This window comes from Rhizobium sp. P1_C7, assembly GCF_056406295.1.
The window spans coordinates 97,271-112,373 of record NZ_JBFUAL010000002.1 but is presented as its reverse complement, the minus strand read 5'-3'; the positions used below and the strand labels follow the sequence as shown (position 1 = coordinate 112,373).

The 15,103-nt window shown below is 59.3% G+C and carries 16 protein-coding genes and 1 pseudogene; 10 read left to right on the top strand and 7 right to left on the bottom strand.

Features of this window, described 5'->3' with window-relative positions; translation table 11 throughout:
• Positions 1 to 7: 7 nt before the first annotated feature.
• Positions 8 to 442 (bottom strand): CBS domain-containing protein, encoded by a 435-nt coding sequence (locus tag AC1D2R_RS03650; protein WP_477964867.1) that lies wholly within the window; start codon positions 440 to 442, stop codon positions 8 to 10.
• A gap of 102 nt (positions 443 to 544) precedes the next feature.
• Positions 545 to 1,312 (bottom strand): rhomboid family intramembrane serine protease, encoded by a 768-nt coding sequence (locus AC1D2R_RS03645; protein ID WP_477964865.1) that lies wholly within the window; start codon positions 1,310 to 1,312, stop codon positions 545 to 547.
• 280 nt (positions 1,313 to 1,592) lie between these two features.
• Between AC1D2R_RS03645 and AC1D2R_RS03640 the strand changes: the two genes are divergently transcribed.
• The 7 genes and pseudogenes from AC1D2R_RS03640 to AC1D2R_RS03610 all read left to right on the top strand — a co-directional run bounded on the left by AC1D2R_RS03640 (position 1,593) and on the right by AC1D2R_RS03610 (position 7,872).
• Complete coding sequence (locus AC1D2R_RS03640; RefSeq protein WP_477964863.1) at positions 1,593 to 2,243, top strand: PAS domain-containing protein; 651 nt, start codon at positions 1,593 to 1,595, stop codon at positions 2,241 to 2,243.
• Positions 2,244 to 2,332: 89 nt separating this feature from the next.
• Positions 2,333 to 2,944, top strand: a complete 612-nt coding sequence (locus tag AC1D2R_RS03635; protein ID WP_477964861.1) for a PilZ domain-containing protein — start codon at positions 2,333 to 2,335, stop codon at positions 2,942 to 2,944.
• Positions 2,945 to 3,023: 79 nt separating this feature from the next.
• A pseudogene (locus tag AC1D2R_RS03630) lies at positions 3,024 to 3,917 on the top strand (alpha/beta fold hydrolase).
• Between the two features lie 374 nt (positions 3,918 to 4,291).
• On the top strand, positions 4,292 to 4,897 hold the full coding sequence (locus AC1D2R_RS03625) for a transglutaminase-like cysteine peptidase (protein WP_477964859.1): 606 nt from the start codon (positions 4,292 to 4,294) through the stop codon (positions 4,895 to 4,897).
• Positions 4,898 to 5,133: 236 nt separating this feature from the next.
• Positions 5,134 to 5,886, top strand: coding sequence for a hypothetical protein (locus AC1D2R_RS03620; RefSeq protein WP_477964857.1), 753 nt, complete (start codon positions 5,134 to 5,136; stop codon positions 5,884 to 5,886).
• Positions 5,887 to 6,001: 115 nt separating this feature from the next.
• Positions 6,002 to 7,486 carry a D-alanyl-D-alanine carboxypeptidase gene (locus tag AC1D2R_RS03615; protein ID WP_477965385.1) on the top strand — a complete coding sequence of 495 codons (1,485 nt, stop codon included), beginning with the start codon at positions 6,002 to 6,004 and terminating at the stop codon, positions 7,484 to 7,486.
• Between the two features lie 107 nt (positions 7,487 to 7,593).
• Positions 7,594 to 7,872, top strand: coding sequence for a hypothetical protein (locus tag AC1D2R_RS03610; protein ID WP_477964855.1), 279 nt, complete (start codon positions 7,594 to 7,596; stop codon positions 7,870 to 7,872).
• Positions 7,873 to 7,880: 8 nt separating this feature from the next.
• Here the strand turns inward: AC1D2R_RS03610 and AC1D2R_RS03605 are convergent, their stop codons facing one another.
• Together AC1D2R_RS03605 and AC1D2R_RS03600 are read right to left on the bottom strand one after the other, a co-directional pair.
• Complete coding sequence (locus tag AC1D2R_RS03605) at positions 7,881 to 8,318, bottom strand: DUF1489 family protein (protein ID WP_477964853.1); 438 nt, start codon at positions 8,316 to 8,318, stop codon at positions 7,881 to 7,883.
• A 126-nt stretch (positions 8,319 to 8,444) separates the two neighbouring features.
• Positions 8,445 to 9,851 (bottom strand): L-serine ammonia-lyase, encoded by a 1,407-nt coding sequence (locus AC1D2R_RS03600; protein ID WP_477964851.1) that lies wholly within the window; start codon positions 9,849 to 9,851, stop codon positions 8,445 to 8,447.
• A 189-nt stretch (positions 9,852 to 10,040) separates the two neighbouring features.
• Between AC1D2R_RS03600 and AC1D2R_RS03595 the strand changes: the two genes are divergently transcribed.
• Together AC1D2R_RS03595 and AC1D2R_RS03590 are read left to right on the top strand one after the other, a co-directional pair.
• The gene (locus tag AC1D2R_RS03595; protein WP_477964849.1) at positions 10,041 to 10,805 is read left to right on the top strand and encodes a DUF599 domain-containing protein; all 765 of its coding nucleotides are present in this window, start codon (positions 10,041 to 10,043) and stop codon (positions 10,803 to 10,805) included.
• Complete coding sequence (locus AC1D2R_RS03590; RefSeq protein ID WP_477964847.1) at positions 10,806 to 11,792, top strand: heparan-alpha-glucosaminide N-acetyltransferase; 987 nt, start codon at positions 10,806 to 10,808, stop codon at positions 11,790 to 11,792. It begins immediately after the preceding gene.
• A gap of 1 nt (position 11,793) precedes the next feature.
• On the opposite strand, the gene AC1D2R_RS03585 is transcribed toward AC1D2R_RS03590, so the two are convergent.
• Both AC1D2R_RS03585 and mgtE read right to left on the bottom strand, forming a co-directional pair.
• A complete protein-coding gene (locus AC1D2R_RS03585) occupies positions 11,794 to 12,186 on the bottom strand; it encodes a MerR family transcriptional regulator (RefSeq protein WP_057468743.1) in 393 nt (130 codons plus the stop codon).
• A gap of 76 nt (positions 12,187 to 12,262) precedes the next feature.
• Entirely contained in the window at positions 12,263 to 13,675 is a 1,413-nt protein-coding gene (gene mgtE / locus AC1D2R_RS03580) for a magnesium transporter (protein ID WP_477964844.1), read from the bottom strand.
• A 169-nt stretch (positions 13,676 to 13,844) separates the two neighbouring features.
• On the opposite strand from mgtE, the gene AC1D2R_RS03575 reads away from it, so the two are divergent.
• A complete protein-coding gene (locus AC1D2R_RS03575; RefSeq protein ID WP_477964842.1) occupies positions 13,845 to 14,339 on the top strand; it encodes a peptide deformylase in 495 nt (164 codons plus the stop codon).
• Positions 14,340 to 14,349: 10 nt separating this feature from the next.
• Here AC1D2R_RS03575 and AC1D2R_RS03570 read toward each other — a convergent pair whose 3' ends face one another.
• On the bottom strand, positions 14,350 to 15,054 hold the full coding sequence (locus AC1D2R_RS03570) for a DUF502 domain-containing protein (protein ID WP_477964840.1): 705 nt from the start codon (positions 15,052 to 15,054) through the stop codon (positions 14,350 to 14,352).
• Between the last annotated feature and the right edge of the window lie 49 nt (positions 15,055 to 15,103).

Here is a 15,103-nt window from a genome sequence, read left to right as displayed (position 1 = left end):
GTTATTTTCAACCTGCGATGTAAGCCTTGATTTCCTCGGCCTCGCGTTCGACCTCAGCGATGCGCGTCTTGACGACGTCACCGATCGAGATGATGCCGCCCAGCTTGCCGTTTGCTTCGACAGGCACGTGGCGGAAGCGACGGCTGGTCATCAGTTCCATCAGCTCGTTGACCGTCGTGCCTTCGTTGCAGCGATAGACCTTCGAGGTCATCAGCGAGGCAACCGGCTGATCCAGACACGCTGCGCCCGCCTTGGCGACGGCATGGACGACGTCACGCTCCGTAAAAATTCCCGAGATCTTGTTCTCCATCCCGACGATGACGATGGCGCCGATCTTCTTCTTGCTGAGAATCACAGCCGCTTCGGAAACAGTTGTGTGCGGTCCGGCAGTGACGACATCCCTTCCTTTTCCATCGAGTATGGCTTTGACTGTATTGGACATTTTAACCTCCTATGTCGAAAGCGAAATACTTCAGCTGATCACAGGCATCCACGACGGTCTCTCCTCCCAACGCGGATCAGTTCGAATGGTGCACTTCAATCATCAGGATTGCAACATATCCGATTCCTGCGGCGTCTCCGGTCTCTCGGGCGGGTGCCGGTCGAAAAGATCGAAGAGGAAAAAGCCGAAAACGAAGCCGCCTATATGCGCATCCCAGGCGATCGGCTGGGAGCCGTTGCCCATCAGCGGAACGCCAACTGCAATCAGAATATTGCCGACGAACCAGAACAGCATGAACATCACGACCGTGCGGCTGTGAAACGCCTGCGGGATCGAAAGCCTCGGATTGAGGTGAGCGGGCCTTGGCACGCGCCGTTCCGACGGGAACGCAAAGCGGCAGGCGGCCCCCATTAGGCCCGAAATAACGCCCGAGGCTCCGATCAGCACCGTCGTATCGCCCCAATTCAAGCCGGCATGAAGCGCCGCGGAGGTGATCGCCGACAACACCCAGAACAGAAGATAGCGGAGCGTTCCGATCCTGCGGGCAACCGGTGCGCCGAACGCCATCAGCCAGAGGCCGTTGAAGAGTATATGTTCGAGGCTGCCATGCAGCAGCGAATAGGTGATCGGCGACCAGAATAGCTGCGGTCCCTGCTCGGATAGCAAGGTTACGTAGCGCAGCGGAATGAAGCCGAAATTGAAAAACAGCCAGTCGATGGCGTTTTCCGAAAGCAGGAGAGCCTGCGCGACATAGATGGCCGCCAGCAACCCAAGGGATGCCAGCACGACGCCGGGAAGATTGAAAACGGGCGTTCTCGGCGGCTTCGCCTGGGGGCCCATGGCCGCTTCAGGCTCGAGCGAATCGTCCATGTCGATCCTCACTTGATTAGGCGACAGGCTTACAGGACGAATGATCAAAAAAAAAGCCGTTCGGCATTGAGCCGAACGGCCTGCCGGGCACTCCCCGAGAATGACCTCGTGCCCGAACAATTTGTGCTGAACTTCCCCATCAGGAAGCGATGAGTTGATACTTGCACGGTGGCTGACCCCTCTCAACCGAAACCATTCCTTAACCTTAACTGCCGCCGTCTGGCATGAAAAACGCATGGACCACTGTAGGGCGACCATGACGGCCGCAGTTTGAACCAGAATGAAACAGATCGGCATCGCTATGCGCCTCGCAGCCACCATCGACATCTTCGACTATTGGAACAGGATTCGTGGTGCTGAAATCGCGCCATTGCGAACTCAGATAGAGCCGAACGAAGTCCGCCATATTCTCGCCAGTCTCTTCATGCTTGAGCTCAGCAACTCTGGCCACGTCACGTTTCGCCTTGCGGGTACCCGGATCTGTGATCTGTTCGGCCGCGATCTTGGCGGCTCCAGCCTGTCGGAACTTTGGGCGCACGGCCATGAAGACATCGAGCGGACCGCCATGGGCGTCATGGAGCACGCCATCCCCACCCTGCTCAACGTGACCGGCTACAGCACCGCCGGTCACCGCACAGGCTTCGAAATCATCCTTCTGCCGCTTCGTTCCAACGAGGGACACCGCAACAAGGTGCTCGGCTGCATCGCGCCGGCCACGGCGGCAAGCTGGCTGGAAATCGTGCCGCTTCAATTCCTGGCGCTCGACCGCAGCCGCCTTGTCTATGAGCAATTGGCAAAGCCGGTCGAGGGCGCGCAAGATGCTACGCCGGCGAACGCGCGCGCTCCCTCCATCACGGAAATCCTGCACCTGACGATGTCCAGCCTGCCCAACGAGCCGTCCAAGACCGAGGGACCATTCCGGCACTCGTGACCGCGCGTGAAAACGTCGCTGATACAACCTTCTGTTAAGGGATTGTGGGTAAAGATCGACGGCAAGATTTATATAAAGAAGCCGTATTAATGCACGCGTTCCAGCAAGCTCAGACGCAACGGACTGCGCCTCGCCTTGAACAGGGTGCATTTCAGCGCGTGCCCATCAATATGCAGGGCAGGCTGATGCTGGCGAACTACGAGGAATACGAGTGCGTCGTCATCGACATGTCGCCCGGCGACATGTATGTGACCTGCCCCGGTCGTCCTCGCGCCAACGAGCGTGTTGTCGCCTACATCGATCATCTCGGACGCGTCGAAGGCTATGTCCAAGCCGTCGACGGCCGCGGCTTCTCGATGTCGATCCACGCGACCGAGCGAAAGCGCGAAAAACTTGCAGCTCAGTTGACGTGGCTTGCAAACAAGCATGAACTCGGCCTCCCCGAAGATCGTCGTCACGACCGCTTGATGACGCGCGAATCGCAGACGCAGATCACCCTCGAGGACGGCACGCGTTACAGCTGCCGTATCATGGATTTGTCGCTCTCCGGGGCTGCCGTCGACGTCGAGATGCGCCCGCCGATCGGCACGCCCGTGCGGCTTGGAAACATGCGCGGACGCGTCGTGCGCCATTTCTCGGAAGGCGTGGCGATCGAGTTCCTCTCGGTACAGTCCCGCGAGACGCTTCGCGAATTTCTCTGATTGCCGTCATCAGGGTGTCATGCGGCTGACGCATGGACGTCGCCGCGAAAAGGTGGCGCATGGTAGTTCTTAGCCTGAGATAGAGCCCTACGAGCACGGCTTCCTGGATGTCGGTAGTGGGCAGCTGGGAGGCGTACGGCAATCCGCGCAGTCGGCCGGCGCTTTTTCTTCACGGTGGCCCGGGAACAGGCTCACACCGTCTGCTGCGCGCTATTTCGATCCTTCCGCTTGACGCATCATCCTCTTCGACCAGCACAACTGCGGACGCAGTCTGCCGTGCGCGGCCCACATGGAGACTGATCTTAGCGAAAACACGACGTGGCATCTCATCGACGATATCGAGAATCTCCGGCGCCACCTACAGGTGACGGACTGGCTCCTGTTCGAAACCTCCGGGGGTCGACGCTCGCCCTTGCCTATGCGCAGACCCATCCAGCCCGCGTGGCGGCCATGGTGCATGCCCGCGTTGCCGACCCGAGATCGATTGGCTGACACGCGGAATGGCAGTCCTCTCTCCCGAGGAACGCCGCCTCATCGCAGCATTGCGGAAGATCACCGGTCGATCGGCGTCACCGAAGGCTATCGCCGGCTGCTCGATGCGCCTGATATGCAACCCCGCGTGAAAGCGGCCTCCATTCTCCTTGCCGATCCCACCGGATTTCCACGTCGCTGGAAGGACCCACGACACCTTCTTACTCGTGCGTGGATCATCACCCACTACTTTTCGCTGGGCGGCTGGCTTAAGACAGTCGCCTGTTGCGCAACGCCGATAGGATGAAAGCGATCCCTGGAGTGCTGATCGAAGTGCCACTCGACCTTGAGGCAGCTGACGACAGCCTGGGAACTGACGAATGCAAGGCCGGAGAGCGAGCTGGTGATCATCGGGAACGCCGCGCACTCTCCAGCAAACGAGGGCATGGCGTGCGCAATCATCGCCGCGAACCAACGGTTTTCCGAGATTTCCTCAAAATAATTCCAGGCGCAGACGACCGGAATCGGGCAGGATTCTGCTCGTTTTTAAGTCGAACGCACTGATCTGGCACGCACGCAGCGCGCACGCGATGCCGATCCCATGGTGAAGAAACCGTTATCAGGAGCCGCTTCCGGCCAGCGACGTTAATCCTTCACCGCGAAATGGACCGTTTGATGCGCCGAGAACTTTCTGGAGACGCTACAATTTGAATCAAATTTAGCGCGAAAGCATCTCGAATTTTAGGCGAATTCGATTTTGTTTTTAGTCGAATTCAGCGTGCTTTTGAATCAACTAAGCCTTTAATTTAACTACGCAATTTTGCGTCGAGTAAAAGCGCATATGTCAAGGTCTCCTCACAAACGGGGAGACGACAAATGACAATAACGACTTTCATCAAAGGCGGCTTTGCAGCCGGCGTGATGCTGATCGTAATGGCGGGCGCGGGCCAGGCGACCTACCTGAACATGACCGTGGCAGGCAATTCGAGCCCACCAATCGGAGCCTATCAATTCTGCAAGGAAATTCCGGCCGACTGCAGCAATCCTGCCGGTGACGAGGGCGCTCTCCTCCTGACAGAGGAACGCTGGAAGACCATCCTCAAGATCAACTATCAGGTCAATTCGTCGATCACGCCGATGACCGACAAGGAGATCTATGGCGTCGAAGAGCGTTGGGCCTACCCGCGCACCGTCGGTGACTGCGAAGACTATGCGCTGCTCAAGCGCAAGATGCTAATCGACGCCGGTTTCTCGCCTTCCGATCTACTGATGACGGTCGTCCTGCAGCCGAACGGCGAAGGTCATGCGGTGCTGACCGTCCGTACGGACCGAGGCGATTTCATCCTCGACAACATGCGCAACAAGGTGATGCTCTGGGCCGATACCGAATACACCTTCCTCAAGCGTCAGTCGGCAGGTGATCCGACCCGCTGGGTCAAGCTTCAGGACGGCCGCGCGGTTGCAGTCGGCAGCGTCAAGTAACAATCAGGCCGCCGGCTAACCGGTGGCAATGGCCTGGCGCTCCGGTCCGTCCCCGCATATCGTCCTGATCGGCGCTCGAGAGCCGCTCCTGCTGCCCCAGGAGCGGCTCATTTTTTATCCGCACCACCACGCAATCTTAACTATTAATTAACCAAGCCCGCCAGATTATCAGTGCGACAATTATCCAACCGGCGGCTCATGTCCTTTCCTGCTGCGGTCGATATCCGAGGGCCGCAATGAACGATCTTGCGCGCGGTGCCGAGAGCATCGAAGAAACGCCGGTTCTGTCGACAGGCTTTCTCGTCCGGACGACGGCGGTTGTCGCCTTGCTCGCAGCGCTCACGGTGGGAATAAGCATCGGCGGCCGCTGGTTCGGCGCGCGCGTCTCCCTTGCCGGCAATACCGAGAGCACAGCGTTGGTCGCGCTGACGATCGGTCGCGATACGCTGCAAGTGCCGGAGAATACGCTGCGCTTTCCGAGCCAACGGCACGAGGGCGCGTCCGAGCGTGCCGATCTCTACTTCACATGGCCGCAAATGCAGGGCTACACCAAGGACAACCGACAGCGTTTCGACGACGTTGCCCAGTCTTCCGATCTCATTTTTCTGCAGATCACCCAGAGCACCATGTCCCGCGACATGTCGGGCCGGATGGAACCGATCTATTCCCATCTCGTCGAGGGCGATCCAGCGCCGTTTGCGAACGGCATGATGTTGCATCGCCTTCGCCCGGATGCGGGCTACGCCGGCGAGGTGCTATTGACCGCGCAGAGGTCTGGTGGGCCGGATTATGTCGTTCGCTGCGTACTCCCCTCCGCGCTGGAGATGGCGACCAGCGGCGATTGCCAGCGCGATATCAAAATGGGCCGCGATTTAAGTGTGCTTTACCGCTTCTCGAGTCGGCATTTGCCCGACTGGGACCATATTGATGCCGCTATTCGCCATTTTGTGGAAGTGCGCCTCATGACCCGTTCCGCGACAGGCCCGTAGATTACTCCGGCATGGCGAAAGAAACGATTAATCATAAACGGATTGGTAACCCCGGAGCGCTAATTTCGAATAGGTCGATCGTGCGGGAGGGCGCGCGGTCCCGCGAATATGTGAACTGCAAGCGAAGAGTGAAATAGTGTCAAGGTCAGCTTCCGCATCTCCATCCCGTTCCAGCAATTTCTTGATCAAGGCGATCCTGGCGCTGTCAATGGCAGTCGGCATCGTGGCGATCGACTCGGTGAGCGCCGATGCCGAGGCTGCAAATTCCAAATATGCAGGGATCGTCGTTGACGCCAATACCGGAAACGTTCTCTACAGCGAAAACGCCGACCGCTTGCAGTATCCGGCTTCGCTGACAAAGATGATGACGCTCTATCTCACCTTCGAAGCGTTGGAACAGGGCCGCATCCGCCTCGATAGCGCCGTCCCCTTCTCGGCTCACGCATCCGGCCAGGCACCGACCAAGCTCGGCGTGCGCCCGGGCGGCACCATCTCCGTGGAGCAGGCCATTCTCGGCCTCGTGACCCTGTCCGCCAACGACGCCTCGACGGCGCTCGGCGAATTGCTCGGCGGCAGCGAGGACCGGTTTGCACAGATCATGACTGCCAAGGCGCACGCGCTCGGCATGACTCGCACGACCTACCGCAACGCCAACGGCCTGCCAAACACGGCGCAGATGACCACCGCACGCGACCAGGCTCGTCTGGGCATCGCGCTGCGCCAGCATTTCCCGCAGTATTACGGTTACTTCTCCACACAGAGCTTCAAGTTCGGCAACCGCATCATCCGCAGCCACAACCGCCTCGTCGGTTCCGTGCGCGGCGTTGATGGCATCAAGACGGGCTACACGCGCGCGGCAGGCTTCAATCTCGTGAGCTCGGTTCAGGTTGACGGCAAGTCCATCGTCGGCGTCGTTCTCGGCGGAGCGTCCACCCCTGCCCGTGACAATCAGATGCGCAATCTGATTGCCTCCTATCTGCCGAAAGCATCCAACCGCGGTGTTTCGTCCAATCTCATCGCGCAGGCGCCAAAGATTTCGACGCAACCTGTCATCCCGGTCACGGCTGCGAAGACTGAAGTTGCCTCCGCGGCAACAGACGTCGGCCTGCCACACAAGGGCCCGACGCCGGATGTTCGGGATCAGAGTGCCTCCACTCAGATCGCCGCCTACGCTGCGGCGTCCACGGAGAAATCCGACAACCCGCTTCTGCAGCAGGATATGCCCGCGCCGGCCAAGGTCAGGACGCAGCCCATCAAGCAGGCTTCCCTGGCCGTCCCTGCGCCTGCTACTTCCTACGTTCCGCCGGAACAGGGAGACACCTCGGTCGATACGCTGACGACAGCGTCGACGAAGGAGCCGCAGCCAAGCGGTTGGGTCGTTCAGATCGGCGTTTCGTCGAGCAAGGAAGGCGCCATGGACCTGCTCGATGTAGCCCGCATCAAGGGCGGCAAGACGCTGCGTTCGGCCAAGCCTTTCGCCGTCGCCTATGCCGGAAGCTATCGCGCCCGCTTTGGCGGCTTCGATGAACAGCGAGACGCTGTGAACGCCTGCAACGCACTGAAACGCGCCGGCGTGAAGTGCTGGGCCTCGGCTCAGTAGTGACAAGGACTGTCGCCCTTCATGGCGACAGGAATACGGCCGCGATCGGTGTTCGCGATCCGGCCGAAGTTCTTAGGCTCGATGTGTATTGCGTACGAGGGATGACAATGGCGATCAACGAGAACGTTCCGGAATTTCCGCCTCAAGGCCAAATCACGGGGAAAAATCCGCGCTCGGTGCTGCATCCGCTTCATGAAGCGGCGCTTCGCCTGGCGGAAATTGGCCTTCAGCGGCAGAAGCCAAAGACGGCAAAGACAAAGGATCTGATCAATCTTCTGCTGTGCCACGGCGCGCGCGCGTGGCGCTATTCTCAACCCGAAGCGAGCATCCATTTGCACGTCACCTGCCCAGGCGGTCGCGCCCCGGTGACCCTGCGACTTCGCTGATTGAGCGCCTAGAGAAGTCCTAGCTCGGAAAGCTCGCGGCGCAGATCCGCGGGCATTTCAGCGATACCCTCGCCGAGGCTGTGAAGATCGCGCGGCGTATCTTCTTCGGGGTAGTAGCGCCACCCCTGGAAAGCACGCTTCGGCTGCACCGAGGTTTCGATAACCTCCGGGCCGAGCATCAGGTGGCAGCGGACTATTCCCTCGCCGTCCGTGAATGTCTGGATGTCCAGCAGCTTCTGGCGCGCCTGCACCTGTCCCTTGATGACCCAGTAAAGCGAGCCGCCATTCAGCAGCTCGTCAACGCGTTTCGGGACCATTCTCGTCGTGTGGACGGAATGCGGCTGGAGCCCGGCGGCAATCGCGCGCAGCGAGCGCTCCGCCACCCATTCGCGCAGATCGTCAATCGAGTCGGCGCCAACGCATAATTTTATCAGATGCAAAACCATGGCGCCGTTGAAATCCTTTTACCTGTCAGCGTCAAGCGGCTAGCGTATGGCCTGCGCAGATGTGCAGCAATTTTGAGCACGGTGTTCAATCATCTTACGATGAGGGTAGCACCGCGCCCTGGCACGTCAGCACTCGACGACGTTCACAGCGAGGCCGCCTGTCGACGTTTCCTTGTACTTCTCGCTCATGTCGTGGCCGGTCTGGCGCATGGTTTCGATGCAGGCATCGAGCGGCACAAAATGCTTGCCGTCGCCCTTGATCGCAAGCGAGGCCGCTGTGACCGCCTTTACTGCACCAAGCGCGTTTCGCTCGATGCACGGAACTTGTACGAGACCCGCGACCGGATCGCAGCTCATGCCGAGATGATGTTCAAGTGCGATCTCTGCGGCGTTCTCGATCTGCTCGGGCGAGCCGCCCATAACGGCGGCAAGTCCGGCGGCCGCCATGGCAGCAGCAGACCCCACCTCACCTTGACAGCCGACCTCAGCGCCTGAAATCGAAGCATTGTGCTTGATGATGCCGCCGATGGCAGCAGCCGTCAGCAGATAGTCTCGGATGCCGTTCTGATCCCAGTCGTCGTGGAAATGCTCGTAGTAGCGGATAGTGGCGGGGATGACGCCGGCAGCACCGTTCGTCGGCGCGGTGACGACACGACCGCCGGCCGCATTCTCTTCATTGACCGCCATCGCATAAACGCTCAGCCAGTCATTGGCGAGCAGCGGATTGATGCGGTTGCTGCGCCACTCCTCCTGGAGCTTGTCGTGTATGGCGCGGGCTCGCCTGCGGACGTTGAGGCCACCCGGCATGATGCCGTCGACCTTGAGACCGCGCTCGATGCAGGAGCGCATGGCCTCCCATATGCGGTCCAGGCCGACGTCGAGCTCCTCGGGGCTCCTCTGGCTTTCTTCGTTTGCACGCTTCATCTGGGCGATGGAAAGTCCAGAGCGCGCCGCCATGTCGAGCATCTGCCTGGCGGTAGAAAACGGATACGGCACTTTGGCGGAATCCGAAGGCGCCTTCTTCTTTGCGCGCATCGTCTCCAGCTCGGTGTCGGTTACCACGAAGCCGCCGCCGACGGAGTAGTAGACGCGCCGCAGCAGCATGCGCCCATCCTTGTCGTATGCGGAAAACGACATGCCGTTCGCATGGCCGGGCAGCGGCTGCTTCTTGTCGAAAACCAGGTCTTTCTTAGGCTGGAACTGATAGCTCGGGTGGTTCGGCGGCGTGATGCGTCCAGAACGCTCGACGCGGTCGATGATGTCGTCCATCTTGTCCGGATCAACGCTGTCCGGCTGTTCACCCAACAAACCGAGAATTACGGCCCTGCCCGTTCCGTGACCGATGCCGGTGTGCGCCAGTGAGCCATGCAAGCTGACCTTTATGGCGGCGACCTGCGCGCCCGACGACGGGCGCGGCCATTCGTCCGACAGTAACAGATCGAGAAAGCGGTTGGCCGCCGTCATCGGGCCCATCGTATGCGAGCTTGAAGGGCCGACGCCGATCTTGAATACGTCGAAGACGGAAAGGAACATGAGTGCGTCCTGTTGAAATTGGCTCACAAAAGCTACGACAGAGTCGCCCGCGACCCGTTCGATGCACCGACATAGCATTTCACACGTGCGACATCATCAAAATGAAACGCCGGAAGTTCCTGGTTATTGCGGCCGGCGCCCGCATCTGTAGAGTGACGCCGTTCGACGGGGAACTGAATTAATATAATGATGACGACAGCGGATTACATCGCACTGGTCTTTTTTGCGATCCTTTGGTTCGGTTACTCACGGCTCTTGCGCGGCGCCAGCCTCTTCGGCAGGACAAGCCTTACCCATGCGATGGGGGAACGACGGCGCGAGTGGATATACAACTCGCTGCGCCGCGACCTTAAGATGATCGACACCCAGATCATGGCGGGTCTGCAGAACGGCACGGCGTTTTTCGCCTCAACCTCGATCTTCGCGATCGGCAGCTGCTTTGCCCTACTCGGCGCAACGGAGAAGGTGGATGCCGTTTTCGCCGATCTGCCATTCGTCTTCCATAGCGGACATGCCGTATTCGAGATGAAGGTCGGAGGACTGGCTGCCTTGTTCGGCTATGCCTTCTTCAAATTCGGCTGGTCGTACCGGCTATTCAACTACTGCACCATTCTCTTCGGGTCCATTCCGATGATGCGCGATACCGAGCGAGACATCATCGCGGCCGAACGCGCCGCCGAGCGCGTCATCAGGATGAATATCATCGCCGGCGGCCATTTCAACGAGGGCCTGCGGGCGATCTTTCTTTCGATCGGATATCTCGGCTGGTTCATCAATCCGTATGTCTTCATGCTGACGACAGCCATCGTGATCATCGTGCTGACGCGGCGGCAGTTCTTTTCCGAAGCAAGGCTGGCGATCCTAGATACCGGGCCGCCATCAAATCTCCACCTTTATCCTATTCCCGGCGGTAGTCCGTCAGAAGACGGCAACGACTCATCCGGGGGATTGTAAATGACTGCTCTGGCGACGGAAATGGAAGCGAGTGCCAGGCCACCTCGGATCGGCTTGCTGGATTCGGTCCGCGGCGCCGCACTAATCGCGATGGCGACCTATCACTTCACCTGGGACATGGAGTTCATGGGGTATCTTACTCCGGGAACGGCGGAAACGGGGTGGCTGAAGATCTATGCCCGCGCCATTGCCTCGACATTCCTCTTCATCGTCGGCATCAGCCTGGTGCTCGCTAATATGCCGGAGGTTCGTTGGCGACAGTTCTGGAAGCGATTTTCGATAATCGTCGCAGCGGCGGCCACGATCTCCGTCGCCACATGGTTCTTCATGCCAGGCGAATGGATATTCTTCGGGATCCTCCACTGCATCGGAGTCGTCAGTCTGTTCGGCGTTTTGCTGTTGCGGATTCCTTCGCCAGCGACAATCGCCGTCACGGCACTGGCGACGCTTGCCTGGTTCGTCGACACTTGGATCGCGCCAGGCGTCCTGCGTTCGGCGTTCTTCAACCCGCGCTATTTGGCGTGGATCGGATTTGCGGAGATGCCGCAGCGGTCGAACGACTATGTTCCCGTGTTCCCATGGGCGGTGCCGTTCATGCTTGGCCTCACGTCGGCCATGATTGCTGTGAAGACCGAGGTTCCCGCTCGGCTTGCGCGTCTGGGGACCGGTTCAACCCTTCTCGCCAAGGCAGGACGCCACAGCCTGGCCTTCTACCTCATCCACCAGCCCGTATTGATCTCGCTCGCCTACGGATTATCGATCATCGTACCGCCAGCCAAGCCCGAGCCGATCGACGGCTATCTCCGGCAATGCAACGTGTCCTGCACCCAGCAGGAGGGCGAAGCGCTGTGCCGCAGCTTTTGTCAGTGCACGCTCGAAAAGCTGCAGGCACAAAATCTCTTCACGTCATTCCAAGCCGGTTCGATCAAGGCGGGTGATGGACGGATCATGGCGCTTGCCGACGAGTGCAGCGCCAGGGGGCAGTAGATCAGGTACCAACGCCGATTTCGGCGAGGCGGCCGAGACAGGCTTCCTCTATGTTGTTGAGTTCTGCCAGCGTGTCGTCGATATCCTTGCGCTTCTGGCGCAACTCGTCGCGCTTTTCGTCGACGCGCGACATCAAAAGCTTGAGCTGTCCGAGTTCGCCCGGAGGCTCCTTGTAAACCTGAATGATCTCGCGGATCTCAGCGATTGTGAAGCCGATGCGGCGGCCGCGTAATATTTCCTGAATGAGGCGCCGGTCCGCCGGGCGGAACAGTCGCGTACGCCCCCGACGCTCCGGGTGGATTAATCCCTCGTCTTCATAAAATCTGAGCGTGCGGGTCGAGACGCCGAACTCGCGCGTCAACTCCGTTATGCTATAGTATTTGCTAACCGGCATGGATCCCCCAACTGTGAGGAATCCATAATATTGACTTTTACGTAATAGTCAATTTGTGCACATCGATCCAAGCCGGCTAAATTCCGAACCACCATGTGGCTATTCCGAGGAATGCGAAAAAGCCGGTACAGTCCGTGACGGTGGTGACGAAGACGGACGAGGCAATCGCCGGATCGGCTCCGAGCTTGTCCAGGAGCAGCGGCAGAAGTATCCCTGCAAGAGCGGCCGCGAACAAATTGATGATCATTGCCGCTCCGATGACTAAGCCGAGCTGATAGTCGTGGAACCAGGTCGCTGCGATCACCCCCATGATGACCGAGAACATCGCCCCATTGGCAATGCCGACCCCTGCCTCTCGTCGAATGATTCGACCGGCGTTGTAGATGTCGATGTCCCCGGTCGCGAGAGCACGGACCGTCACCGTCATCGTCTGCGTGCCGGCGTTGCCGCCCATAGAGGCGACGATCGGCATCAGCACGGCAAGCGCAATCATCTTCTCGATCGACTCGTCGAACAACCCAATCACGCTTGCCGACAGTAGCGCCGTTCCAAGATTGATCAGCAACCAGAGAAAGCGTGAGCGCACTGTCGAGATGACATTGTCGGAAAGCTCTTCGTCACCGACACCGCCGAGGCGTTTGATATCCTCGTCAGCCTCTTCATGAATGACGTCCACCACGTCGTCGATGGTGAGCACGCCCACGAGCCTGTCGTTCTCGTCGACGACCGCGGCTGACAGAAGGTCGTACTGCTCGAAAAGCTGGGCAGCCTCTTCCTGGTCCATCTCGGCGGGAATCGGATGATTCGTCTCCCGCATGATGGTTTCGATCTTCGACTGTCGCTTGGTGCGTAGGATCTTGTCGAGATCGACGGCGCCGAGCAGCTTGAACGTCGGATCAATGACGAAGATCTGCGAGAAGGAATATGGCAGGTTTTCTTCGTCGCGCATGTAGTCGATGGTCTGGCCAACGGTCCAGAAGGGCGGAACGGCGACGAATTCGGTCTGCATTCGGCGGCCGGCCGAACTTTCGGGATAATCGAGTGCACGGCGCAGGCGCACGCGTTCGGTAAACGGCAGCTGCGCCAGGATCTCTTCGCGGTCTTCCTTGTCGAGATCCTCGAGAATGTAGACCGCGTCGTCCGAATCTAGCTCGCCGATCGCTGCTGCGATCTGATCGTTCGGCATCTGATCGACGATCTCGCGACGGATCGCCTCATCAACCTCGGTCAGCGCCGTCATGTCGAACTGGTCGCCTAGCAGGCGCACAAGCGCCAGGCGCTGATCCGGCTGGATCGATTCGAGGAGGTCGCCTATTTCGGATTCGTGCAGGCGCGCAACGTGCTGGCGCAGGAAGATGGTATCGCGGTCTGCGATTGCGGCGCCAACGAGCGCCAGGAAGTCACCTCGGACGTGACCGTTCTCATCGTAGATGTCGGCTTCGCTGTCCTCCGGACGCGTGCGGACGAGCTCTTCTCCTTCGTTCGTCATCCTTTGCCGCCCTCGCATCTGTTTCGAAGCTCGACACCTTCGAAACGCCGAAAATTAGTTTCGTGCTAGCCGAAAGCCGCTAGCGCGTCCAGCCGCAAACAGTTCGCCGGGATGACAATCTGCCAGTCTATCGATAGTTTCCGCCCATCGTGAATCAGGAGCATCTTTCGTGCCCGTCCGCCCCATCCTGCGCTATCCTAATGTCGGCCTGAAAGCCATGTGCGAGCCCGTGACCGTGTTTGACGATAACCTCCGCCTATTTGTCACCGATCTGCTCGATACGATGCGCGCAGCCCCCGGCGTCGGGATCACAGCCGCCCATATCGGGGTGTTCAAACGCGTGACGGTAATCGAGCTCAGCCGCGAGCACGGCGTGCGCTGCTATATAAACCCGGAGATCGTTTCGTCTTCGCAAGAGACGATCCGCCATACCGAAGGCAGCGTTTCCATGCCGGGAATGACGGAAGGCGTAACACGAGCAAAAGCGATCCGGTTTCGCTACCACGACCTCGACGGACTGCCGCACGAGGAAGAGGCCGATGACTTTCTCGCCGTCTGCATTCAGCACGAAATCGACCAGCTTGACGGGATCTTCTGGCTGCAGCGTCTCTCCAAGCTGAAACGCGATAGGCTTATCAAGAAGTGGGAAAAGGCAGGCGCCTGAACTGCCCCGCTTACATCTCAACCGGCGCGGGTTCCGGCAGCCGGGGGCGCTCCGGCTTCGGTATGCGCGACACGAGCTCCTCGGGCGTCACGAGACCGCCCGAGATCAGAAGCTTTGCAGCATCCTCAGGCGACATATCGAGAAATACGATCTTATCGCGCGGCACGAAGATCAGAAATCCGGCCGTGGGCACCGGCGTTGGCGGCAGAAAGACGCTGACCATGTCGTGGCCCATCGCATTGAACTTCGACGCGATCTCGCCCTTCGCATCCGTTGCGACAAAGACAAGTGACCACAGTCCCGCGCTTGGATACTCGATAAGGCCGACCTTCTTGAAGGAATTGCTTCGCTCCTTCAGCACTGTCTCGAAAATCTGCTTCACGCTCTTGTAGATGACGCGGACCAGCGGCACGCGGCGCACCAGAGATTCGCTGAACTGAACGATGGATTGACCGATAAGGTTCTTGCCGAGGAATCCGATGAGCGTGATCATAATCAGCGCGATCAGAAGCCCCGAACCCGGAACGGCGAAATTCAGGTAGTTGTCCGGGTCGTAGCGGGCCGGCAGATAAGGCTTCACCCAGCTATCCGCCCAGCGGACGACCGACCAGGTGAGCCACAGCGTGATCGCAATAGGGGCGCAAATGATCACACCGGCCAGAAAATTGTTTCTGATCCGTGCGGCGACCGACAATCGGGGCATTTTATCCGTCATCGTTTGCTGATGAACTCCGTTGAGCATACCGGCAATCGGAAATCAGTGC